This is a genomic window from Paenarthrobacter sp. GQ52, from assembly GCF_059759005.1.
On record NZ_JCAXEJ010000021.1, the window covers coordinates 12,849 to 33,629 of the forward strand.

General features: G+C 63.5%; 23 protein-coding genes and 1 riboswitch. Of the genes, 9 read left to right on the forward strand and 14 right to left on the reverse strand.

Annotated elements, in window-relative coordinates:
* Window positions 1-75 precede the first annotated feature (75 nt).
* Window positions 76-612 carry a COG4315 family predicted lipoprotein gene (locus AC6CH8_RS19790; RefSeq protein WP_498191996.1) on the reverse strand — a complete coding sequence of 179 codons (537 nt, stop codon included), beginning with the start codon at window positions 610-612 and terminating at the stop codon, window positions 76-78.
* 145 nt (window positions 613-757) lie between these two features.
* Here AC6CH8_RS19790 and AC6CH8_RS19795 point away from each other — a divergent pair, with 145 nt between their 5' ends.
* A complete protein-coding gene (locus AC6CH8_RS19795; RefSeq protein WP_178995943.1) occupies window positions 758-1,255 on the forward strand; it encodes a sigma-70 family RNA polymerase sigma factor in 498 nt (165 codons plus the stop codon).
* Window positions 1,252-1,926, forward strand: coding sequence for an anti-sigma factor family protein (locus tag AC6CH8_RS19800; RefSeq protein WP_498191998.1), 675 nt, complete (start codon window positions 1,252-1,254; stop codon window positions 1,924-1,926). The genes AC6CH8_RS19795 and AC6CH8_RS19800 overlap by 4 nt, the downstream gene beginning before the upstream one ends.
* A 3-nt stretch (window positions 1,927-1,929) precedes the next feature.
* Here AC6CH8_RS19800 and AC6CH8_RS19805 read toward each other — a convergent pair whose 3' ends face one another.
* The 3 genes from AC6CH8_RS19805 to trmB are packed head-to-tail and all read right to left on the reverse strand — an operon-like array spanning window position 1,930 to window position 3,743.
* Window positions 1,930-2,424 carry a type II toxin-antitoxin system RatA family toxin gene (locus tag AC6CH8_RS19805; protein ID WP_498191999.1) on the reverse strand — a complete coding sequence of 165 codons (495 nt, stop codon included), beginning with the start codon at window positions 2,422-2,424 and terminating at the stop codon, window positions 1,930-1,932.
* On the reverse strand, window positions 2,424-2,816 hold the full coding sequence (locus AC6CH8_RS19810; protein WP_498192000.1) for a hypothetical protein: 393 nt from the start codon (window positions 2,814-2,816) through the stop codon (window positions 2,424-2,426). The genes AC6CH8_RS19805 and AC6CH8_RS19810 overlap by 1 nt, the downstream gene beginning before the upstream one ends.
* Window positions 2,817-2,837: 21 nt before the next feature.
* On the reverse strand, window positions 2,838-3,743 hold the full coding sequence (gene trmB, locus AC6CH8_RS19815) for a tRNA (guanosine(46)-N7)-methyltransferase TrmB (RefSeq protein WP_498192002.1): 906 nt from the start codon (window positions 3,741-3,743) through the stop codon (window positions 2,838-2,840).
* A 643-nt stretch (window positions 3,744-4,386) separates the two neighbouring features.
* Here trmB and AC6CH8_RS19820 point away from each other — a divergent pair.
* On the forward strand, window positions 4,387-5,664 hold the full coding sequence (locus AC6CH8_RS19820) for a CynX/NimT family MFS transporter (RefSeq protein ID WP_498192004.1): 1,278 nt from the start codon (window positions 4,387-4,389) through the stop codon (window positions 5,662-5,664).
* A gap of 76 nt (window positions 5,665-5,740) precedes the next feature.
* Here AC6CH8_RS19820 and AC6CH8_RS19825 read toward each other — a convergent pair whose 3' ends face one another.
* Complete coding sequence (locus AC6CH8_RS19825) at window positions 5,741-7,033, reverse strand: MFS transporter (RefSeq protein WP_178995951.1); 1,293 nt, start codon at window positions 7,031-7,033, stop codon at window positions 5,741-5,743.
* Between the two features lie 30 nt (window positions 7,034-7,063).
* Window positions 7,064-8,281 (reverse strand): M20 metallopeptidase family protein, encoded by a 1,218-nt coding sequence (locus tag AC6CH8_RS19830; protein ID WP_498192005.1) that lies wholly within the window; start codon window positions 8,279-8,281, stop codon window positions 7,064-7,066.
* 141 nt (window positions 8,282-8,422) lie between these two features.
* Here AC6CH8_RS19830 and AC6CH8_RS19835 point away from each other — a divergent pair, with 141 nt between their 5' ends.
* Window positions 8,423-9,460 (forward strand): Lrp/AsnC family transcriptional regulator, encoded by a 1,038-nt coding sequence (locus tag AC6CH8_RS19835; protein ID WP_498192006.1) that lies wholly within the window; start codon window positions 8,423-8,425, stop codon window positions 9,458-9,460.
* A 13-nt stretch (window positions 9,461-9,473) separates the two neighbouring features.
* Here AC6CH8_RS19835 and AC6CH8_RS19840 read toward each other — a convergent pair whose 3' ends face one another.
* Both AC6CH8_RS19840 and soxR read right to left on the reverse strand, forming a co-directional pair.
* The gene (locus tag AC6CH8_RS19840; protein ID WP_370629192.1) at window positions 9,474-10,187 is read right to left on the reverse strand and encodes an SAM-dependent methyltransferase; all 714 of its coding nucleotides are present in this window, start codon (window positions 10,185-10,187) and stop codon (window positions 9,474-9,476) included.
* Window positions 10,188-10,232: 45 nt separating this feature from the next.
* Window positions 10,233-10,688 (reverse strand): redox-sensitive transcriptional activator SoxR, encoded by a 456-nt coding sequence (gene soxR / locus AC6CH8_RS19845; protein ID WP_498192007.1) that lies wholly within the window; start codon window positions 10,686-10,688, stop codon window positions 10,233-10,235.
* Between the two features lie 66 nt (window positions 10,689-10,754).
* Between soxR and AC6CH8_RS19850 the strand changes: the two genes are divergently transcribed.
* The gene (locus AC6CH8_RS19850; protein ID WP_498192008.1) at window positions 10,755-12,200 is read left to right on the forward strand and encodes an MFS transporter; all 1,446 of its coding nucleotides are present in this window, start codon (window positions 10,755-10,757) and stop codon (window positions 12,198-12,200) included.
* A 507-nt stretch (window positions 12,201-12,707) separates the two neighbouring features.
* Window positions 12,708-14,429, forward strand: a complete 1,722-nt coding sequence (locus tag AC6CH8_RS19855) for a DEAD/DEAH box helicase (protein WP_178995961.1) — start codon at window positions 12,708-12,710, stop codon at window positions 14,427-14,429.
* A gap of 142 nt (window positions 14,430-14,571) precedes the next feature.
* Here the strand turns inward: AC6CH8_RS19855 and AC6CH8_RS19860 are convergent, their stop codons facing one another.
* From AC6CH8_RS19860 to AC6CH8_RS19880, 5 genes are all read right to left on the reverse strand, one after another.
* Window positions 14,572-15,222: an MBL fold metallo-hydrolase gene (locus AC6CH8_RS19860; protein WP_498192009.1), complete on the reverse strand. Its 651-nt coding sequence runs from the start codon at window positions 15,220-15,222 to the stop codon at window positions 14,572-14,574.
* Window positions 15,223-15,231: 9 nt separating this feature from the next.
* Complete coding sequence (locus tag AC6CH8_RS19865) at window positions 15,232-16,239, reverse strand: aldo/keto reductase (RefSeq protein WP_498192010.1); 1,008 nt, start codon at window positions 16,237-16,239, stop codon at window positions 15,232-15,234.
* 224 nt (window positions 16,240-16,463) lie between these two features.
* Window positions 16,464-16,865, reverse strand: a complete 402-nt coding sequence (locus AC6CH8_RS19870; RefSeq protein WP_420179080.1) for a DMT family transporter — start codon at window positions 16,863-16,865, stop codon at window positions 16,464-16,466.
* Window positions 16,866-16,867: 2 nt separating this feature from the next.
* A complete protein-coding gene (locus tag AC6CH8_RS19875; protein WP_089596307.1) occupies window positions 16,868-17,182 on the reverse strand; it encodes a DMT family transporter in 315 nt (104 codons plus the stop codon).
* 9 nt (window positions 17,183-17,191) lie between these two features.
* Window positions 17,192-17,257: riboswitch (guanidine-III (ykkC-III) riboswitch) on the reverse strand.
* A 57-nt stretch (window positions 17,258-17,314) separates the two neighbouring features.
* Window positions 17,315-17,941 carry a HutD/Ves family protein gene (locus AC6CH8_RS19880; protein WP_498192011.1) on the reverse strand — a complete coding sequence of 209 codons (627 nt, stop codon included), beginning with the start codon at window positions 17,939-17,941 and terminating at the stop codon, window positions 17,315-17,317.
* Between the two features lie 98 nt (window positions 17,942-18,039).
* On the opposite strand from AC6CH8_RS19880, the gene AC6CH8_RS19885 reads away from it, so the two are divergent.
* From AC6CH8_RS19885 to AC6CH8_RS19895, 3 genes are all read left to right on the forward strand, one after another.
* Window positions 18,040-18,636 (forward strand): phosphoribosylanthranilate isomerase, encoded by a 597-nt coding sequence (locus AC6CH8_RS19885; RefSeq protein ID WP_091470114.1) that lies wholly within the window; start codon window positions 18,040-18,042, stop codon window positions 18,634-18,636.
* Between the two features lie 109 nt (window positions 18,637-18,745).
* Window positions 18,746-19,198 (forward strand): SRPBCC family protein, encoded by a 453-nt coding sequence (locus tag AC6CH8_RS19890; RefSeq protein ID WP_498192012.1) that lies wholly within the window; start codon window positions 18,746-18,748, stop codon window positions 19,196-19,198.
* A 95-nt stretch (window positions 19,199-19,293) separates the two neighbouring features.
* On the forward strand, window positions 19,294-19,695 hold the full coding sequence (locus AC6CH8_RS19895) for a YccF domain-containing protein (RefSeq protein WP_091470118.1): 402 nt from the start codon (window positions 19,294-19,296) through the stop codon (window positions 19,693-19,695).
* A 100-nt stretch (window positions 19,696-19,795) separates the two neighbouring features.
* Here the strand turns inward: AC6CH8_RS19895 and AC6CH8_RS19900 are convergent, their stop codons facing one another.
* Window positions 19,796-20,665 (reverse strand): DUF4031 domain-containing protein, encoded by an 870-nt coding sequence (locus tag AC6CH8_RS19900; RefSeq protein WP_498192013.1) that lies wholly within the window; start codon window positions 20,663-20,665, stop codon window positions 19,796-19,798.
* Window positions 20,666-20,781 lie beyond the last annotated feature (116 nt).

The window sequence follows — 20,781 nt, forward strand, 5'->3', positions numbered from 1 at the left end:
TTCGTGGGAACCCTGCCTGTTCACGAGGAACCTTTCGGCGACATGGCAGGCTTCCCGCGATCTCGGTGCCACGCTTCAGTAGCCCGAACCCGCAGCGTCTTTGATCATCTCCCCGGCCGGGCTCACCAAGTACCAGACGCCGCCCACGCCCTGACCCGTCACGTCGCCGGGAACTTTGTCCTTGGCGTAGTAGTACAGGGGCATGCCGTTGAGTGTTACTTGCTTCTTGCCGTCAGGCGTCGCAATGGTTCCCATAGTCCCGGTGACGCCTTCAACCGTGGGCGTATCCGACGTCGTGGTGAAGACGGGCCAAGCATCCAGGCAAGCGTCCACGCAAGCGCTGGTTCCCGAGTCCTTGACGTCTTTGGTGAAGAAGTAGAGGCTCATGCCCTTGCTGTCCACCACGATCTGACCTGCGCTGGAGGATGACACCTTCATTTCGGCGCCCTTGGTGGTGGAATCCGCTGTCGGGGACGCGGAGGTAGCTGCCGAAGAGGGAGTAGCCGCGGGAGGTGGTGCGGAGGTAGCGGTGGTTCCAGGATTTCCGGCACACCCGGCCAAGGCGGCGGTCAGGACCAACACACCGAATCCAAAAGTGAGTCGTTTCTTCATGTTTAGCTCCTTTGACGAGCCGGCCGGAAAGGACCGGCGCTAACCCCTACGACGCCGGTGGGGGAAGAATGGTTCATGGGTCTGAACCTTTTCCGTTCGCGCGTCGTCGTATAGGCGAAGGGGCAGCTGAAAGAGGGAGGTGGCTATGCCGTTGGATGAAGACGTGGTGGCTGCGATCTACCGCGACCACGGCACTGCTCTGAAGCGCTTCGTTCTCAGCTGCACGTCCGACGCCCATCAAGCGGACGACGTCGTTCAGGAAACCATCCTCAAGGTATGGCAGCACGCCCCGCAGATCACGGGAAGTTTGCGCAGCTACCTTTTCCGGACGGCCCGAAACGTCATCATCGACAACTACAGGAAGGCGCAGCGCCGCCCTGCCGAGGCCGGCGAGCAGGACCTCCCGGACCATCCTGCAACGGAGCGCGTTGATGAACTCCTGAACAGGGTCCTCATGGAGGAAGCGCTGCTACGCCTGAGTCACGAACACCGCCAGGTTTTGGTGGCCCTCCACTATCAAAGGTTCACCGTTAGCGAGGCAGCACTGCAGCTGAACATCCCGGCGGGAACCGTGAAATCCCGGGCTTTCTACGCTGTGAAAGCCCTCCGAACGATCCTTGATGAAATGGGGGTGGAACGATGAACGGCAACTCCGCACACCAGTCGCTGGGCGCCTATTTGCTGGGTGGGCTCGATCCCGAGGAGGCACGCACGTTTGAGGATCATCTCGCAAAATGTGCTGAGTGCCGCCACGAGTTGGAGCAACTGGAAAGCCTGCCCGCCTTGCTCGACGCCGTTCCCGCAGCTGACGCTGTCGCCCTCACCGTTGCTGGAGGCGCGAACGCGCTCTCACCATTGGAACCGAAACCTGAGGCGCTCCCCGAGAAGGTCTTAGTGGACCTGTTGATCCGCAGGCGGCAATCACGACGGCGGTGGGCGGCTTTGGTGGGCGCGGTTGCTGCTGCTTGCCTCGCTGTTGGCTTCCTCGCCGGGCCCCTGCTGAACCAGCCCGCGAAACCGGACGCAAGCTATTCGGTTCAGTCGGAAAGCGGATTGCAGCTAACCGTGGGCATGGTGAAGAAGAACTGGGGTACCGAACTCGCTGTGGAGGGCCGGTCCATGCCGCAGGAAGGCACGCTCTACCTGTGGGTGAAAGGCCGGGATGGTGCCGAAGAACGCACGTGCGGATGGACGGCCACTCAGAGCGGCCGGATCAAGATCACGGGTGCCACGCCCGTGCAGTTGGCCGGCATCGCCGGTGTTGAGCTTCGTGATGAAGCAGAGAAGACCGTGGCCTCGATTTCGGTGCCGTGAACCTTAGCGGTCCGTGACCCCTGAGCCCTGGGCACGCAGTTCCGCAATCAGGGCCTGGTTTTCGCAAGCCCGGGCGAACGCCTCAATGCGACGCTCAATCTCCCGGCCCAGGAGCCAGGTTCCGATCCTCTCGGCCAACGGCTTCACCAGGGCCGGGCGGCAGGAAAAGGTGTACTTCCAGACTGCCCGGGTGCCGCCGTCGTCCGGGGTGAACCGCCAGCCGCCGCCGAAATTCTCAAAGAACCAAGGCCCGGACACCATGGTCATACCCACGTTTCGTGGAGGCGTGTACGAGACGTACTCACTGACCATTTTCAGGCCCATGCGGGAGACAGTCCGCGTCCTGACGCCCTTGCCAGCCGATTTGGCCCCATCCAGAAAGGCTTGGGCGGAGATGAACGGATCCCATTTGAGCCTGAAATCACCCGTGGTCTGGGAGAGGGCAAAAGCGGTCTCGGGATCCAGCCGGATCAGCCGCTCGGCACGCACCTGTGGCATTAGGATCCCTGCCCAGCGCCGAGTACCAGGAACACCATGAAGGCAACACCAAAGACATTGACCGCCATGATCGCCAAACCGACGATTCCCGTGATGCGGCCCGCGTTCATGCGACCTGCCCGGAATACCGCGAGCAACCCACTGACTACAGCCACAATAGCCAGAAGGACCGCGACTCCCGCCAGGATCAGTGCACCGAACCACCAAGCGTCGTTGCCCTCGTTGTAGCGGCTTATCGACGAGGCGATAGCGGCAATACCCAAGGGAATGCTCACTACGGCCGCGACGGGGGAGAGGACAGCAGCGACGATGCTCGTGATGCCGGCGCCCAGGCCCCGCGTGCCGGACCGTTGTGGTTGCTGGTAGTAGTCGATCGGCGGCTGATAGCTCATGGTTCCCCCATAGTCCGTTGGCTAAAGCTTGCGGTACGTGAGGTCAAAGATCATGCGCCCGGCCTCGTGGGCTTTGTTTTCAAAGCTTGTCCGGATTCTGCCATCGAACCGGGGAGCCCAGCCGCCTTCTTCATCCACGCCCTCGTTCGGACCGGTGTGCTCGGTGCTGACCGGCGCACGGCCTTCGCGGACGGGCGCACCACCCACAACAGACTCGACGCCGGACTGCCATACCTGCGTCAGCGGGCTCTCCTCGCCGCTGCGCTCGCCTTCGTGCATGTTCTCGAACTCTGTGGATCCTGCCAGCACTTCGCGGACGTGCACTGCATAGTTGGACCAGTCCGTGGCGATGCGCCAGTAACCGCCCTTTACGAGAGCCTTGGCAGCTACTGAAGCGAAGGCAGGTTGGATAAGGCGTCGCTTGTGGTGCCGTGCCTTGTGCCAGGGATCCGGGAAGAATACCCAAAGCTCGCTGACCGACTCCTCCGGGAGCATCGACTCGAGAACCTCAGGGGCGTTGGCTTCCACCACCCGCACGTTGGTCAGCCCACGGCTGTTGATCTTGATGATGGTGTTGGCCAAACCTGGCGTGTAGACCTCAACCGCAAGGAAGTCCTTGTCCGGGTTCTGTTCCGCGGCATGGACTACGGCGTCACCCAGGCCCGAACCGATCTCCACAATCAGGGGTGCCTTGCGCCCAAAGACTGCCTCGGCGTCGAAGGTGTAGTCCGGGTGGACCGAGGTGTTGGCAACATGGCGCGGCACCTGAATGGCCCAGCGTTCTGCGTGCTCTTCCCATGCGGCTTGCCTGCGTCCCTGCAGTCGGGTGCCACGGCGCACAAAGCTGACTGGCCGACCACCGTAGGTACCGAAGGAAGCCTGGCTGCCGGGCGTGACTGGTCGCGGGGAATCTGGGGTTTCACTCATCCTTTCCAGAATACTTTGGTTCCGACGAGACGTTCGGCGGACCCGATCGAGTACGGGTAGCGGGCGCTCTTAGAAGGGGATCAGGTAAGGACGCGTTATCAATACCCAAAGGCCGATCGAGACCTCCAGCGCGACAACAGCCAAGCCGGACATGCCCATAAACCATGCCTTCGTGTGGCGTCCACCGGTTGAGCGGCCTCTGGCCAAAACCATCGACGATATGCCCAGTATTAGTGCCACAAATCCGCATGTGCACGGAAGGCTCCACAGAACGGCAGGAACAACCCAAGCAAACCTGCCGGATGATGCGCCTGACCTCGTAAGAAGCACCGCAAGTAGAGAGAAGGGAATAGTCACGTACCAGCACAACGGCGCAACCAAAGAAAACACGACGCTTGCAATTCCTGTATTCATTCCCGGTGGCTGGGCCGGGGGAACGAGCACGTAACCCAGCGCGGGCTTATCACTCTTAGTGGTGTTCGGCGAAGATTCAGGCTCTCTATCCATGCCCTCAACGTTATGGATCGCCAAGCAACACAGGCAGGGGTGATCAGCCCTATGTGGATAACTGCACTGGAAATCGTCCACTGGTCACATCCCGCCCAACAAGCCCGGATCAGGACCGACTGACAGAATAGGACGGGTGACCTCCTCCAAGACGCCCGGCTACCGAGAAAAAACCGTTCTTCCCGATATTGCGGTGGATGCCGAGATTGACGATGAACCAGCCGCGGACCCCACTCAGCTCCGCGGCAAGCGGGGTCTCGTTTACTTAGGCATTTGCCTGGTGCTGATCGGCCTGAATCTGCGGACGGTCTTCTCCAGTTTTTCCGCCGTGCTTCCGGAAATTACATCCGACGCGGGCCTGCCGGGCTGGTCGCTGGTTGTCCTCACCACGGTGCCGGTTACCTTGTTGGGCGTTTTCGCGCCTCTTGCTCCAGTCCTCGCCCGCAGGTTCGGCGCGGAACGTGTGCTCCTGGGCGCCATGGCTGTCCTCACCGCAGGGCTGGTGCTCAGGCCCTTGGAGATCCCCGGAATGGGCCACCTGCCCGCCCTTCTGGCCGGAACGGCGGCCTGCGGTGCTGCCATCGCACTGTGCAACGTCCTCCTTCCGGGCGTCGTCAAGCGGGATTTCCCACACCGCCTTGGCCTGATGGGTGGGCTCTACACCACGGCGATCTGCGCTTCGGCGGCACTGGGCGCGGGCTTCACGTATCCGGTCTTTACGGCAACCGGCCACTGGACATCGGCGCTGTGGTTCTGGGCGGTGCCCGCCGCCGTCGTACTTTTGCTCTTCCTGCCCCTGGCAATCCGTCAGCCCTCGGTAAAACACCAAGCGGTCCACGGCGGCGTCAACGTGTGGCGTTCAGCCGTGGCCTGGCAGGTGACGCTGTTCATGGTGCTGCAGGCAATGATGTCGTTCAGTGTGTTCGCTTGGATGGCCCCGATCCTGCGCGACCGGGGGATCGACGGCGGAACGGCGGGGCTGATCGTGTCCGTGTCTATCGTGCTTCAGATGCTCGGCTCGCTGTTTGCCCCTGCCCTGGCCACGCGTTTCAAGGACCAGCGAATCATCAACATGGCGGTGGCGCTGATGACCGGCGGCGGTTTTGCCCTCACCATCTTTGGCCCCACCGAGCTGATCTGGGTCTGGACCGGGCTCAACGGGCTGGGCCAGGGCTCGCTGACTGCCGTGGCCCTGACGATGATCATGGTCCGTACCCGCGACGCCCACACCGCGGCACACCTGTCCGGCATGATGCAGGGCGTCGGCTATGGAGTGGGTTCGCTCGGCACACTGATGGTAGGCCAGCTCCATCAGGCTACGGGCGGCTTCGCAGCGGCTGGAATCCTGTTCCTGGTGGTCGGTTCCCTGGCAGCATTCTTCGGATACAGGGCCGGCCGCGACCGCTTCGTTTAAACCCAAGTAGGTGACAGCACACGTCGCAATGAGGGCTCATTGGAACATGTGCTGTCACCTGGTTGGGGAGGAGAACTTAGACCGTCAGGTCTTTGCCCTTCGTCTCCGGGATGGAGAAGGCGAACGCGATGCCCACCAGCAGCAGGATCACTGCGTATACGTTGAACAACTGGGCCTGCCCGATGCTGCCGAGCCACGTCTGCAGGTACGGAGCCGTGCCACCAAAGGCGGCGACGCAGATGGAGTACGGAACACCCACGCCAATGGTCCGAATGTGGGTCGGGAACAGCTCGGCGTAGACTGCCGGGACGATCGCGGCGCTACCGGCGATGAAGAACAGCATCACGGACATGGACACGGCGAGCTGCCACGGTGAGTCCTTGAGCAGCCACGTCATGGGGAAGTGCAGGAGCGCGGCGCCCGCGGCCGAACTGATGATCACAGGCTTGCGGCCGATGCGGTCGGACAGCTTGCCCCAGAACGGCAGCGCGGCGATGAACACCACGTTGGCCACCACGCCGGCCCAGAGCGCCTCTCCGCGGTCCATCTTCAGCGAGGTCGCGGCGTAGCTCGGAGCCACGACACCCCAGATGTAGTACACAACCGTCAGGCCCACGGTGAGGCCGATAACCTGCAGGGCCTGCTTGCGGTACTTCACGATCTGCGGCCATATGGGCAGGCGCTTCTCAGTGGGCGCCTCGGCCTCGAACGCTTCGGTTTCCTTCATCTTGGCCCGCATGAACAGTGCGTAGATCCCCAGTGCGCCGCCGATGAGGAACGGGATGCGCCAACCCCACGAGCTCATGTCTTCCTTGCTCAGGGTTGCCGTGAGGATTGCGCCCAGCAGCGTACCGGCCAGGATTCCGGCGGTGCCGGAGGTGTAGATGAGGGTCGCCCAAAAGCCGCGGTGTTCCTTGGGTGCCATCTCGGACAAATACGTTTGCGACGACGGCAGCTCACCGCCGTGCGCCAGGCCCTGGATGAGGCGGGCGATCAGGAGCATCACCGAAGCGAAGGCGCCAACGGCAGCGAACGTTGGGGCGATGCCGATGAGGAGGCTACCGACGGCTCCGAGGGCAACAGCCACCGTCATGGAGGTCTTGCGGCCGATCCGGTCGCCGATCCAGCCGAACACGAAGCCGCCAAACGGACGGGCAACGAAGCCGACGGCGAAGATCGCCAAGGTGGACAGTACTGCTGATGTGGGATCGGCCTGGCTGAACAAGGCGCTCGCGATAAACGGCGAGAACGTGGCGTAGATGGCCCAGTCGTACCATTCAACGGCGTTGCCGATGCCGGTGCCAACCAGCGTGCGCATGTGCGACTTGTGGACCTTGACGTCGGGGGACGTTCCTACGGTGGTGGTCATGTGCTTCTCCAAGATCAGGCGGGCCGGGAGTTAATTGCCGGCGAGGGCGGCGATACGGGACACGGCGAGTTCGGCGTACAGCGCGGCACCGTCGGTGAGGACGCCGTCGTCGAACATTGCGTAGGGCGAGTGGTTGAACGGCGACGTCGTGTGGTCGGCGCCGGGGGCTACTGCGCTGAGTCCCACGAAGGTGCCGGGGACTTCGGCCAGGACCCGGGAGAAGTCCTCGGAACCGCTCAGGGGAGTGGCCATGCGGGTGTGCCGGGACTCGCCGAACATTCCGGCGATGACCTTCTCCGCAGTGGTGGTCTCGTTCTCATCATTGATGGTGAGGGGGTATTCCTCTTGGTAATGCACGTCCGCCTCCAAGCCGTGGGCTGCAGCGATGCCATGAAGCAGCCTGGGTACTGCTTCCATCATCTTCCGACGGGACTCCTCGGAGAAGGTCCTGATGGTGGCTTCGATGCGGGCGGTCTCGGGGATGACGTTGCGCTTGGTTCCGGCGTGCAGGACGCCAACTGTGAGGACCACGGGATCGAACATGTTGAACTGGCGCGTGACCATCACCTGAAGTGCAGTGACCATCTCGGCAGCTGCGGTGACGGGGTCTTTGGCGGAGTAGGGAGCGGAGCCGTGGCCGCCCGCGCCCAGCACAGTGACGACAAGGCCGTCGGAGGAACTGAGCATGACGCCCGGCTTGGTGACGAACTGGCCATGCGGTTCAAGGGAGGAGAACACGTGCATTCCATAGGCAGTGTCTGCACGACGACCGGCCGCGTCCAGGACGCCTTCCTTGATCATGTAACTCGCGCCGTCGAAGCCCTCTTCGCCGGGCTGGAACATCAGGATGATGTCGCCCGCCAACTGGTCGCGGCGCTCGGCCAGCAGGGTGGCGGCGCCGGCCAGCATGGAGGTGTGCAGGTCATGGCCACAGGCGTGCATGGCTCCATCCACGCGGGAGGTGTAGTCCACGCCGGTAGTCTCCTGCACAGGAAGTCCATCCATGTCGGCACGCAGCAACACCACGGGCTTCTCAGCCGAAGCGTGAGCCGCACCGCCGCGCAGAACCGCGGTGACCGACGTCGTTTCCTTGCCAAGGGTGATCTCGTAAGGCAGCCCGTCCAGCGCCTGGAGTACCTTCTCCTGCGTGCGGGGGAGCTGCAGGCCGATCTCCGGTTCGCGATGGAGGTCGTGGCGGAGGCGGACGATGTCCTCCTGCAGTTCCTTGGCGTCGGTGGCGATGGTCATGGGTTCTCCTGGTCTTCCTAGGTGACGTGTTCCTCATGCCATTCTGGGGTGACGTGATTCACATGATGATAAACATCTGTAAATATGCACTAACTAGTGCTTTGAAGCAGGAATCATGCACGCTTGTGCAAGAATTGGCTCATGGAGCTCAGTGAGGAAGACCTGCGCCTGGTCAACGCCCTGCAGATCTCGCCACGGATCAGCTGGTCCGACGCCGGAGAAGTCCTGGCCGTCCACGCCACCACGCTGGCATCCCGATGGGAGCGCCTGAGGGGAGCCGGTGCAGCATGGACCACCGCACACCTGATGGGCGACCCCAAGGATATGTGCCTGGCCATGGTGGATATCGACTGCGAAATGCACCTTAGGCCGGATGTCACCTCCGCAGTCGCCCGACTTCCCGAGGTCATCACGGTAGAAGAGGCTGCCAGCAACCGCGACCTCACGCTCACTGTGATCACGCAGGACCTGGGGCAGTTCAGCACACAGGTGTTGCCGAAACTCAAGGAGATCAGAGGGCTCACCAAGTACCACACAGCCCTCTGCACTCGGATTCACACCAGCGGATATGCGTGGCGGCTCAACGTCCTCACCAAGGCAGAGCAGCAGGCCCTCAAGGCGCTCGCCGGACCTGAATCGGCAAACCCGTCAGCCCGCGACGCCATGGTGCTCCCGCTACCGGAGAGTCATCTGGCGATCATCCCGTTCCTCGCCCGCGACGGCCGTGCCACAGCCGCCGAAATTGCCCGCGCCTTGGGCCGAAACCCCGCCACGGTCCAGCGGCAATTGGGCAGGGTCCTGAGCAGCCGGATGTTGTCGTTCCGCTGCGAAATCGCCCAACAATTCTCCGGCTTCCCCATCACGGTCCAATGGTTCGCAAACGTTCCCGCAGGTGAGCACGAAGCCGCAGCCACAGAGTTGCGGGCCATCAGGAACATCCGCTTCTCCGCGTCCACCACAGGCCGCACCAACTTCACCATGATCATGTGGTTGCGCTCGCTGGCGGACGTCATGGAAATGGAGCTCACCATCCAGCAGCGGATCCCGGGCGTCCAACTGGTGGAGAGCGTGGTCATGCTGAACACGGCCAAACGCGTGGGATGGATGCTCAATCCGGACTCCACCGCCACAGGAACAGTGGTGCCGCCCTACGGAGAGCTGCTGCCAGCCGGTATTTAGGGCGTGCAGGTTTCTAGGCGTGCTTGGTTGCCCTCAGGACCGTGTCCAGGGTGGTGCCGGACTCGCCGTCGGGTCCCGTGACACTACGCGCCCGGTCTGTCAGGACGTTGACGAACCACGGCTCGCGGTCCAGCCTCAGGGCACCTGCCAGTTGCTCCGGCGTGAAGAACATTCCGGACTCATGATGATGGCTCCACGACGGGAGTCCATGTGGGTGATGCCCCACCACCAGCAGCGTGCCGCCCGGTGCCACGGCCGCCGCAGCTGATGCCACGGAATCCCGCCACGGCAGGAGCGGAGAGTGCAGGAACTGGGCCGAGACCAGATCGAAGACGGGCTCAGGCTCCCATTCCGTGAGGTCCTGTTGCTGCCACGTGATCCGCTCGCTGACGTCGCTTTCTGCTGCATGCGCGGCTGCACGTTCAAGCGCGACGGCGGACACGTCCATTGCGGTAACCGTCCAGCCTTGCGCCGCGAGCCAGATAGCGTCAGCGCCCTCCCCGCAGCCGAGGTCGAGGGCTCTTCCGGGTTTGATGCCTGCAACTTCCGCGACCAGCTGCGGATTCGGGTTTCCGCTCCACACCTTGGGACGCTCCCGGTACATGCCGTCCCACATGTCCACGGCATTGTCGGCGTCCTCGTGGAGGTTCAGTCCGCTCTGCTGAGCCCCTTCGTGGGTGTGTTGACCGTGTTGGTGAGTGGCGGCGTCGTGCGTGTGTTCAGTCATTACCCAAGCGTGCCGCGACGCCGCGTTGAAAGGCAATGGCTGTTGCTATTCCGGCAAAGTCCAGCGTTGTGCGCCGGCGCCCGAGGCTCCGAGTTCGTCCGAAGGGTTCTGCAACGTACAGGATTTTAGGCTGAGGCAGCCGCACCCGATGCACCCGTCGAGGTCGTTGCGCAGGTGCTGCAAGGCAGCGATCCGTTCGTCCAGTTCCTTACGCCACCGCGACGACAACCTGGACCAGTCGCGTTTGGTGGGCGTGCGGCCATCCGGAAGGGATTCCAACGCCTCACGGATGTCTTTCAGGGGCAGGCCCACCCGTTGGGAGGTCTTGATAAACGCGACCCGCCGCAGTGTGTCCCGCCGGTAACGCCGCTGGTTGCCGGCCGTTCGCTCCGCCTCGATGAGCCCGTTCCGTTCGTAGAAATGAAGGGCCGACGCCGACACTCCACTCCGTTCGGACAGCTCACCAATGGTGAGTGGCCGGTGCGTTTCGACTGGCGGCATGGCGTTCTTCCGTGACTGGGGTGGTGGATTGACCTCAACATTAGTTGAGGTTCTAGGCTGACGTCCATGACCTCTGACACCTCAACGGCCGGGATACTGCGCCGCCCATACCTGCTTGCCACCGTAGGGGCGTGCGCACTCGTGTTCCTGAGCGCGTTCGAGTCCCTCGCAGTGACCACCATCATGCCGCTCGTCAGCCGCGACCTGGACGGAGCCAGCCTCTACGCGCTGGCTTTCGCAGGCCCACTGGCCACAGGCGTCATGGGCATGGTGGCGGCAGGAAACTGGTCGGACCGTCGTGGTCCGGCGGCGCCTTTGTACTCTTCCGTGGCGTTGTTCGTGGCTGGCCTGCTGATCGCCGGTACGGCCGGAACCATGGAGATGCTGGTGCTGGGGCGCCTGGTACAAGGACTTGGTGGCGGCGCGATGACCGTGGCCCTCTACGTGTTGGTTGCCCGCGTGTACCCGCCGGTGCTCCACCCGAAGATCTTCGCCGCTTTCGCCGCGTCCTGGGTGGTTCCTTCCCTGGTGGGTCCGTTCGCCGCGGGTGTGGTGGCCCAACTGAGCAGTTGGCACTGGGTGTTCCTGGGGGTGGTGGGCCTGGTTGTTCCAGCTTTGCTGATGGTGGTGCCGGCCGTGCGGGGGATGAATTCCGAGCCCGCCTCCGAGGCCGTTCCCTGGGCCTTCGGTCGTATGGGGTGGGCGGCGCTCGCCGCCGTCGCTGTCCTCGGACTGAACCTGTCCGCGGAGGTGCCCGGCTTCGGTGGGGTGATTGCCGTCGTCGCGCTGGTCATTGCCCTTATCGCGGTGAAGCCGCTGGTTCCGCGGGGAACCCTCACTGCCCGACGCGGTCTGCCCAGTGTGATCCTGGTCCGCGGGCTGGCATCTGCGGCCTTCTTCGGGGCCGAGGTGTACCTGCCGTACCTGCTGACCGAGCGCTACGCGTTCACGCCGACGTTCGCCGGGCTGACGCTGACCGGAGCCGCACTGGCGTGGGCCGGGGCATCGGCGATCCAGGGGCGGCTCGGTGCCCGGCTGGCCGACGATCTCGCCGTGAAGATCGGCGCTCTTTTGGTGTTGATAGCCGTGATCTCGACGCTGGTGACCGCAGCGCTTAGCCTGCCCGCGGCAGTTGCCATCGCTGGTTGGATCCTTGCTGGCGGCGGCATGGGGCTCATGTACCCGAGGCTGTCCGTGATGACACTGGCTCTCTCCACCGAGGAAAACCAAGGCTTTAACAGCGCGGCCATGTCCATCTCCGATGCCCTCGGCGGGGCACTGTCCCTCGCCGCTACGGGACTTGTCTTCGCTGCATTCACGACGACGAACTCGTTTGCGGGGGTCTTCGCACTGACGGCGATCATCGCCGTCGTCGGGGTAGTCATCGCGCCGAGGGTCGCCGCCCGCTCGGGTGGGATGAGCAGGGGTGGGACGGGCATGGGTGAGCCAGGTGCCCAAGCGGGCGCCCCGGACGCCCCGGACGCCCAACCCGAGCTCACGCATCACGCCTGACTCGTTGTGGGGCCCGCTCTGCAGGGTATTGCCGCCCGGACGCCCAACCCGAGCTCACGCATCACGCCTGACTCGTTGTGGGGCCCGCTCTGCAGGGTATTGCCGCCCGGAAGGGTGCAGATCGGGCCTCGCAACCCGCGCCTGACTCGTTGTTGGGCGCGCTCTGCAGGGTATTGCCGCCCGGAGGGGTGCAGATCGGGCCTCGCAACGCGGGGTGGAACGGGGGCCTGACCAGCCCCGATGCAGGCCCGCAGGAGAAACACTGCTAAGCTAGGAACACTTGATGTGCGGTGACGCCCTGAAGCAGGTGGCCTGACAGGCTACGCGACGGGGCATTTTTCATGTGAGAGGCACATCCTGCGTCGATGAACGCGTTCCATTTGGTCCCGGCCAACGCTGTTGAAGCGAACCGGTAGACCACCTGACTTTTCCTCGGCGAACCCCTGGCCCAACCGGCGTCGGGGGCCGATGTCCGCAACTGGACACCGCCCGAAAGACATGAAGTTTATGACTACTTTTGCTGCCCTTGGCACGCCCAAACCCATTGCTGAATCCCTCGCCGCAGATGGCATCGAAGAGGCATTCCCCATCCAGGTGAAGACCCTCCCGGATACGCTCGCAGGTCGCGACGTCCTGGGCCGTGGCCGCACCGGCTCCGGCAAGACCATCGCTTTCGCCATCCCGCTCGTGGCCCGCTTGGCCGAACGCGAAGCAAAGCACTTCCGTAAGCCGGGCCGCCCCATGGGCCTCGTCCTTGCACCAACGCGGGAACTGGCAACCCAGATCAACGCCACCATCGAGCCGCTGGCCAAGGCCATGGGCCTGAACACCACGGTCATCTATGGCGGCATCTCCCAGGCACGCCAGGAAAAGGCGCTGCGCGCCGGCGTCGACATCGTCATCGCCTGCCCGGGCCGCCTCGAAGACCTGATCCGCCAGCGCATCCTGACCCTCGAAGCCGTTGAGGTCACCGTGCTGGACGAGGCAGACCACATGGCTGACCTGGGCTTCCTCCCGGTCGTCAAGAAGCTCATGGACATGACCCCCACCCAGGGTCAGCGCCTGCTCTTCTCCGCAACGTTGGACAACGGTGTTGACAAACTGGTCAACCGTTACCTCTCCAACCCGCTGACGCACTCCGTGGACGATCCCCAGGCCGCTGTCACCACCATGGAACACCACGTCCTGGTGGTCAACGACCAGACCGTCAAGAAGCAGCTCATCGTTGAACTGGCCTCCGGCGCCGGCCGCCGCGTCCTCTTCATGAGGACCAAGCACCACGCCCGCAAGCTTGCCAAGACCCTGACGGACGCCGGCATCCCCGCCGTCGACCTTCACGGCAACCTGTCGCAGAACGCCCGCGACCGTAACCTTGCCGAGTTCTCCAACGGTGACGTCCGCGTCCTCGTGGCCACTGACGTCGCAGCCCGCGGCGTGCACGTTGACGACGTCGAACTCGTCATCCACGTTGACCCGCCCACAGAGCACAAGGCATACCTGCACCGCTCCGGCCGTACGGCACGCGCCGGTTCCGATGGCACCGTGGTTACGCTGACGCTCCCCGAGCAGCAGAGTGACGTCAAGAAGCTCATGAAGGCTGCCGGCGTTGACGTTTCGTTTGAGCGCGTCACGGCAAGCTCCCCCTTGGTTTCAAAGCTCGTGGGTGACATCGCGGACAAGGTTGATCCCCGCACCCGTGCGGCTCTCCTCGCTGCGAAAACCCAGCAGGGTGGCGGCACGTCCACCGGCGCCAACGCCCAGCGCAAGCGCGCACGCCGTTCCACGCAGGCTGCTCCCACCGCTGGTGGTCGTGGCGGTCGCAACGGACGCGGCAAGGTCGCGGCTGAGCCGGTTCGCACCGACGTCAACCGCGCTGAGCGTCGCGCAGCAATGAACGACGACGTCGCCCGCAGCCCCCGCGGTCGCGGCAAGGCTGGCGCTACTCACCGCAACGACGTTCCGGGCTCGCAGGGCCAGAACGGTCGCAGTGGCCGCCCGGCTACCGGCCAGCGCTCAGCTTCGGCTCCGCGCACGGCATCCACCACGAGTACTCGTACCGGCGGAAACAAGGCCGTTTGGTCTTCCGCAACGGGCGCTACGTCCGGCGGATCCTACGGCTCGGGTGCCTCAGGCAACTCCGGTCGCGGTGGTTCCGGTGCAGGTCGTCCGGCACGCAGCGGTCCTCGTCGTGCGTCGGCTCCCGCGTCCAACGAGCGTCGCGGCCGCTAACCTCCCCGTTGTGAGGCCCGCTCTGCGCGCTATTCCCTAGGTTTGGCGTGCAGAGTAGGCCCCGCAACGCATGGGCTCCCCGTTGTGAGGCCCGCTCTGCGCGCTATTCCCTAGGTTTAGCGTGCAGAGTAGGCCCCGCAACTCACCAGCCTCGGGCGCGCCACTCCTCAAGGTGTGGCCGCTCGGCGCCGAGGGTCGTGGGCAATCCATGGCCCGGGTGCACCAGGGTCTCGTCCGGATAAGCGTCGAACAGTCGCTCCGACACGTCGTTCAACAGAGAAGTGAAGCGTGCAGGATCGTTCTGTGTGTTGCCGACGCCTCCCGGAAACAACGAGTCTCCACTGAAAATGTGGGCCGGCCCGTCCGGATCCTGGTACACGAAAGCGATCGAGCCCGGGGTGTGTCCGCGCAAGTGGACCGCCGTGATCTCGAAGCCATCGAACCGCTCGACGTCGCCGTGACCAAGCCGGACATCCACTGGAACCGGCAACGCATCGGCGTCGTCCGCTCCAGCTGAGGTGGTTGCCCCGGAAACGGCGACCAACTCCGGCAGCGCCCGGACGTGGTCCCAGTGCTGGTGAGTGGTGGCAATCCTGGCGAGCTTCGGCGTCGCGGCAGTATCTGCGGCACTGTCCTGGAGCAGCTGCTGAATGGCCGGAAGGTCGTCGGCGGCGTCGATCAACAACTGCGCACCCGTGGACTTTGAGGTCAACAGGTACACGTTGTTGTTCATCTCGCTGACCGAAATGCTGCGGATAGTGACGTCACGCAGTGAGTGAATAAGCGAATCCATCGTGTCAGTCTATGCAGTTGCCGGGTTGGCTTCGCGGCCCTCTGAAACCCAGTTGGGGTCGGCAGAGCGTGAACCCACGACGGCGGCCGCAGCTTGGTCGAGCCTCTCAAGCTGCGCTGTTCCCAGTTGCAGGGACAGCGCCCCAAGGTTCTCGTCGATCCGGTGCGTCTTGCGCGTGCCGGGGATGGGAACCACAGAAATCCCGAGGCGCTGACCTTGGGTAAACAGCCAGGCCAGGGCTACCTGGGCCGGAGTTGCATCCAGCCCGCTGGCTACCTCGCGGACCGCGGCCACTACGGCCTGGTTCGCATCAAGTGCCTCGTCACCAAAACGGGGGATCTTATGGCGGAAGTCATTTTCGCCAAGGTCGCTCGCGCTGACGGTTCCCGTAAGGAATCCGCGGCCCAGCGGCGAATATGGCACGAACCCGACGCCAAGTTCCTTGGCCGCAGGCACAACGTTGAGCTCAACATCCCTGCTCCAGATGGACCATTCACTCTGGACCGCGGCAATGGGATGGACGGCGTTGGCCTGCCTGAGCTCCTCGGCTGTCACTTCAGACAGTCCGAGGTGCCGGACCTTGCCCTCTCGGACCAGCTCCGCCATGGCCTCCACGGTTTCCACTATCGGAACGCGGAGGTCACGGCGGTGCATGTAGTAGAGGTCAATCACGTCAGTGTCCAGGCGGCGGAGGCTCGCTTCCGCCGCTTGCCTGATGTAGGGCGCATCCCCGCGGACTCCCGTGTACCCGTCCGCGGGGTTGCCCTCAATTCCGAACTTCGTGGCCACCTGGATCTCGTCGCGCCGCTCCTTCAAGAGCCTGCCAACCAGTTCCTCGTTACTGCCCGCGCCGTAGACGTCTGCGGTGTCGATGAACGTGATGCCCGCGTCCACTGCATGCCTGAGCGTCTGCAGGCCTTCCTCGGGTTCAATCCCACCGTAAACAGGGGTGAGGGCCATTCCACCGAAGCCGAGGGGGCTGACCTTGAGGCCGTCGCCGAGCTGAACTGCAGTCATGAACTTCTCCAATGCGCGTTTGGGTGCTCTTGAAAGCATGAACTCAGTGGCTCACATGGGTATTCCTGTTGGCGCCAGAATTGGGCGAAGGGTGCCCGGTTGGCTTGCCCGATTCGGGGGTTCCCTGCGTGACGTGCCGCGCGAACGGCACGATGCGCAGCGAGCCATCGAAATGGAGCGAGCTTCCTCCCCGAGGAACAGGGCAGGAGCGCCACGGAGCAGTGCTACTCGGCCTTGGCTGCGGCCTTGTCAGCGGGCAGGGCCTTCAAACCGGCAGCACAGCCCACGATTCCCGCGATGAACAGCAGCTTCAGCGGGCTCGCGGATTCCACTCCTGTCATCATGGCCCACCCAACGGTCAGTGCAGCGCCGATACCCACCCACACCGCGTAGGCAGTGCCGAGGGGGATTCGCTTCACTGCGATACCCAGTCCGAGCATGCTCAGGAGGGCAGTGATGGCGAAAACCACAGTTGGCATGAGTTGCGTAAAGCCGTTGGAGAGGCCCAAAGCTGTGGCCCATACGGCTTCGAGCAGCGCTGATGCCAAGAGGATGATCCAGAAGACTCCGTTGCCGGAGCTCCCGGTGTTGCCGGTGTTCTTGATGTTTCCAGTGTTCTCAGTCATGGCTACGCCACCACCTTCAGGCCAACTACACATGCACCGATGCCCGCAAGCAAAAGCAGCCGGGCCGTCGTCGCACGTTCAACCTTGGTGACCATCGCGTACGTTGCGGTCAGTACGACGCCGACGCCAACCCACACCGCATAAGCCGTGCCTGTGGGGATGGACTGCATCGCGATGGCGAGTCCGGCCATGCTGGCAACAACGGACACCAGGAAGACGACGGTCGGAACGGGTTTACGGAAGCCCTTGGACCGGTGGAGCGCTGCGGCCCAGACGGCCTCGAGTGCTCCGGAAAGAATGAGAATTATCCACGACATGACATTTCCTTTGGCCAGTCTTGTCGCATGCCGGGTACTGAACCGTCGTCCGGAGGTTCCAGAGGGGAACCTTCATTTCAGGCTAGCAACTCGCGCGCGGGGTGGCCACCTCTGGTGGTTAACGTCACCAGCTCAGGAGTGGGACTCCACATGGTCGATCGAGATCACAGCGATGAAGCCGCGGCCCGAGATTTCCGGGCTGCGGGTATCGGAGCCGACCACGGCGTCATACCGTGAGAGCTCAACAGGTTCGGCCGCGCTGATTGCCGGGGCGTCGCCGTCGGACTCTTCCTCCACAGCCGCGCCGGGCGCAACAGTCGCCTTACCCTCCAGCCGGATGGCCAGCTGGCCCTCGAAGACCGGGTGTGCGCGTTTCTTGGAGATCTCGACTATGGAGGTGTAACCCTTAAAGGCGCCTTCGCGTGCGATGACGTTCAGATCCCGGATGTCCCCGGTTGGGAGAGTGGCTGACGATGCGGCCTCGCCCGAGAAACGGAACGGTCGGTACTTCTCGAGCGGGTGCTCGGAGCCGTCCACCGTGAGGATGAGCAGTTCGCCGTCGATGATGGTGATCACGCGCTCCATCCCCGGGAAGACGGAGAAATCTCCGGCCTTGGAAACGTCTGCGATGCTGACTCGCCAATCCCAGGCATTGTCCTGCGCCGAGGCGGCCTTCGGGTGGCTGGCGAGTTCGCGTGTCACACCGCCCCCGTTGCGCCAGGGTTCGGGACGGATGTCGGCAAAGCGGATAATCTCCATCCGACCAGCCTAGTGGTGGACGCAGCTTCTGCGTTGGCATTGCGGCTTGCTACCGTCATATGTGGAAAACGTTGCGACTAAAAGCTGGAGGCGCTGGAATGTTCGTCAAAGTGTGCGGCTTGAGTACGCCGGAATCCGTGCGTGAAGCCGTCGACGCCGGTGCAGACGCGGTCGGCTTCGTGCTCACTTCCAGCCCCCGCGAAGTCAGCCCGGACCAGGTGCGCATTCTGCTGCCGTTGGTTCCGGAAGGTGTTCACGCCGTGGGTGTTTTCCGGCACGAGGATGCCGCTGACGCCGTGGCGACGGCTCGAGCTGCCGGACTCGAGTGGGTGCAATTGCACGGTCACCGAACGGCCGGCGACGTCAAAACAGTGCACGACGCCGGGATGCGGCTCATCCGGGCCGTCACCATGGGCGCCTCCCAGGACGAGTTCGCGGATCTGGGCGAAGAAATATTCCTGATCGATGCGGCAGTACCGGGCTCAGGCGAGTCCTGGGACTATGCGTCAGTGCGGGCAAAGGGGCTGGACGGCCGGGAGTGGCTGCTTGCCGGGGGACTCGAATCCGGCAACGTGGCTTTCGCTGCGGCTGCCGCCGGTGCTTGGGGAGTGGACGTTTCCTCCGGCGTAGAGGCATCCCGCGGAGTGAAGGACCTCGCAAAGATCCGCGCTTTTGTCGAAGCTGCCAAAGCCTAGGCTCGGTTACCGTGTCAGTGGGACAGCCTAGACTCGCTCACGACGACACGATTTACTCCAACGCACCACTACTTGGATATCGAACATCACCGAAACCAGGAGTTAAGCAATGAGTACGGAACAGCACACCCTGACCATGAGCCGCGAGTTTGATGCTCCCCGCGAGAAGGTTTTTGAGGCCTGGATGGAGCCGGACAAGCTCACCCAGTGGTTCGGGCCCGTGGAGGTGGAAGCTCCCCGGGACCAGATCATCGTTGAGCCCCGCGTTGGTGGCATCTGGCAGGTGGTCATGGTGTGGTCGGACGAGAACGGTGAGCAGTCGGCCCCCATTGAAGCCACCATCACCGAGCTGAATAGCCCGGCTCTTTTGGTTGCCCAGGCCAAAGCTGCTCCTGACGCTGACCACGAGTACGAGGAAATGCACCTTGAATTCGAGGACCTCAACGGCCGTACCCGGATGAATCTTAAGCAGGGTCCGTTTGCCTCCGAAGAGTGGGTTGAGATGACACGCGACGGCTGGGGCACCTCGTTCGTCAAGCTGGACGGGCTCTTGGCTGGTTGAGCTAATGGCCCCGCAGCGAGTGCCGCTGCAAGTCAGGGAAGATTCAGGGCAGACCCCTAGGCTTTTTGTCGGGCCCGCAGGGGAGAATGAAGACTATGAAAACGCTCCTTAACATCATCTGGCTTGTCTTCGGTGGGTTCTGGCTGGCGTTGGGCTACTTCGCGGCAGGCATCATTTGCTGCGTGCTCATCGTCACCATCCCGTGGGGCATCGCTTCGTTCCGGATCGGTGCGTACTGCCTGTGGCCCTTCGGCCAGATGGTGGTTGAGAAGCCGGGCGGTGCCGGGGTGTTCGCGCTCCTCGGCAATGTGATCTGGCTTCTGGTTGCGGGCATCTGGATTGCGATTGGTCACGTGGTCACGGCAGTCGCCATGGCCATCACGATCATCGGAATCCCGCTGGCCATCGCCAACTTGAAGCTGATCCCGGTTTCGCTGATGCCTCTCGGTAAGCAGATTGTGCCCACCAACCAGCCGTTCGTCAGCACCTACCGCTAGACCGGCACTGCCCAATTAGACGACTCGCTGCACGCCAGACGATTCCTACCGTCTGGCCTGCAGCGGAGCGTCTAATTCGGGCATAAGAATGGGGAGCCGCTCACGCGAGTTCGCTGGCGAGGTTCCGGCGCGCAGCGTCGAGCCAGAGTGCTTTGGCGCGTTCGCCATGGAACAGCGGGTCCAGCCGCAGGAGATGGCGCACGACGGCGGCGCGACCCTTCGCGAAGTCTTCGTCGCTGACGCGGGCGTAGTCTTCGCGGACGGCGGCCAAGTAGCGTGCGTAGGACTCCGGGTCGCCGCCGAGCACGGAGAGGTCGGCGTCGCAGAGAAGTGCACCGGCGTAGTCACCCGTCTTTGGGCTGTGCGAAGTCGTGAGGCGGACCAGGCGCGCCACCTCAGCCACCTCGTGGGGAGCCAAACCAGTGGCAGTGAGCCGGTCCTCGGCCAAGCGCGCGGACTCTTCTTCGTCCTGTCCCGCAACTCCTTCATAGACAGCGTCGTGGAACCACGCCGCCAGCAAGACGGTTCGCGCAGGCTGTTCGGGTTCTGTCAGCACGTCCAAGGCTTCAAGGACTGCCAGGAGGTGGGTCCGGCTGTGGTATTTCCTGCCGTCCTCGCCCCAACGTTCAAGCAATTCAAGGCCCAGCTCCTCGTGACCTGGGTAGCTGCTGTTCCAACGTTCCATCAAAGGTACTGTCAATGCCTTGCTCCGTTCACGAGCCGGGATGCGCAGTCCGCTGGCAATGAGCTTGCGGACCAGGATGCGGGCCTCCACAGGGATGGCGCCCGCGGAAACGAGGTCGTCATAGCGGCGTTCCGGGACATCATAATGATCTCCGTCGAAGGCCCGTTCGGGAACCCCGGAAGCGGCCGCGAATGCATGCAGCTCATCCAGTGAGGTGTCCGAAACGAGGTGCGAAAAAACAGTTCCGTGCGCTGGCCACAGGGGCGGATCGACGTAGATGGCCATTGCCAAAGTGTACCCATGTGATCCTTCCCAGTTGCCGGCCATCGGGACGTCTACCGCCGTGCTGCCGTCCCGGAAGTACAGGCTTCACTGCCCGCGCTGATCACGGCAACTGGGAA

Coding starts and splice junctions, on each gene's coding strand:
- AC6CH8_RS19850 (WP_498192008.1), top strand. CDS start 10,755: ATGACCTCTGACACCTCAACGGCCGGGATACTGCGCCGCCCATACCTG.
- AC6CH8_RS19900 (WP_498192013.1), bottom strand. CDS start 20,665: ATGGCCATCTACGTCGATCCGCCCCTGTGGCCAGCGCACGGAACTGTT.
- soxR (WP_498192007.1), bottom strand. CDS start 10,688: ATGCCGCCAGTCGAAACGCACCGGCCACTCACCATTGGTGAGCTGTCC.
- AC6CH8_RS19855 (WP_178995961.1), top strand. CDS start 12,708: ATGACTACTTTTGCTGCCCTTGGCACGCCCAAACCCATTGCTGAATCC.
- AC6CH8_RS19795 (WP_178995943.1), top strand. CDS start 758: ATGCCGTTGGATGAAGACGTGGTGGCTGCGATCTACCGCGACCACGGC.
- AC6CH8_RS19895 (WP_091470118.1), top strand. CDS start 19,294: ATGAAAACGCTCCTTAACATCATCTGGCTTGTCTTCGGTGGGTTCTGG.
- AC6CH8_RS19805 (WP_498191999.1), bottom strand. CDS start 2,424: ATGCCACAGGTGCGTGCCGAGCGGCTGATCCGGCTGGATCCCGAGACC.
- AC6CH8_RS19800 (WP_498191998.1), top strand. CDS start 1,252: ATGAACGGCAACTCCGCACACCAGTCGCTGGGCGCCTATTTGCTGGGT.
- AC6CH8_RS19860 (WP_498192009.1), bottom strand. CDS start 15,222: ATGGATTCGCTTATTCACTCACTGCGTGACGTCACTATCCGCAGCATT.
- AC6CH8_RS19830 (WP_498192005.1), bottom strand. CDS start 8,281: ATGACCATCGCCACCGACGCCAAGGAACTGCAGGAGGACATCGTCCGC.
- AC6CH8_RS19890 (WP_498192012.1), top strand. CDS start 18,746: ATGAGTACGGAACAGCACACCCTGACCATGAGCCGCGAGTTTGATGCT.
- AC6CH8_RS19835 (WP_498192006.1), top strand. CDS start 8,423: ATGGAGCTCAGTGAGGAAGACCTGCGCCTGGTCAACGCCCTGCAGATC.
- AC6CH8_RS19825 (WP_178995951.1), bottom strand. CDS start 7,033: ATGACCACCACCGTAGGAACGTCCCCCGACGTCAAGGTCCACAAGTCG.
- AC6CH8_RS19865 (WP_498192010.1), bottom strand. CDS start 16,239: ATGACTGCAGTTCAGCTCGGCGACGGCCTCAAGGTCAGCCCCCTCGGC.
- AC6CH8_RS19840 (WP_370629192.1), bottom strand. CDS start 10,187: ATGACTGAACACACGCACGACGCCGCCACTCACCAACACGGTCAACAC.
- AC6CH8_RS19885 (WP_091470114.1), top strand. CDS start 18,040: ATGTTCGTCAAAGTGTGCGGCTTGAGTACGCCGGAATCCGTGCGTGAA.
- AC6CH8_RS19790 (WP_498191996.1), bottom strand. CDS start 612: ATGAAGAAACGACTCACTTTTGGATTCGGTGTGTTGGTCCTGACCGCC.
- AC6CH8_RS19875 (WP_089596307.1), bottom strand. CDS start 17,182: ATGTCGTGGATAATTCTCATTCTTTCCGGAGCACTCGAGGCCGTCTGG.
- trmB (WP_498192002.1), bottom strand. CDS start 3,743: ATGAGTGAAACCCCAGATTCCCCGCGACCAGTCACGCCCGGCAGCCAG.
- AC6CH8_RS19880 (WP_498192011.1), bottom strand. CDS start 17,941: ATGGAGATTATCCGCTTTGCCGACATCCGTCCCGAACCCTGGCGCAAC.
- AC6CH8_RS19810 (WP_498192000.1), bottom strand. CDS start 2,816: ATGAGCTATCAGCCGCCGATCGACTACTACCAGCAACCACAACGGTCC.
- AC6CH8_RS19870 (WP_420179080.1), bottom strand. CDS start 16,865: ATGACTGAGAACACTGGAAACATCAAGAACACCGGCAACACCGGGAGC.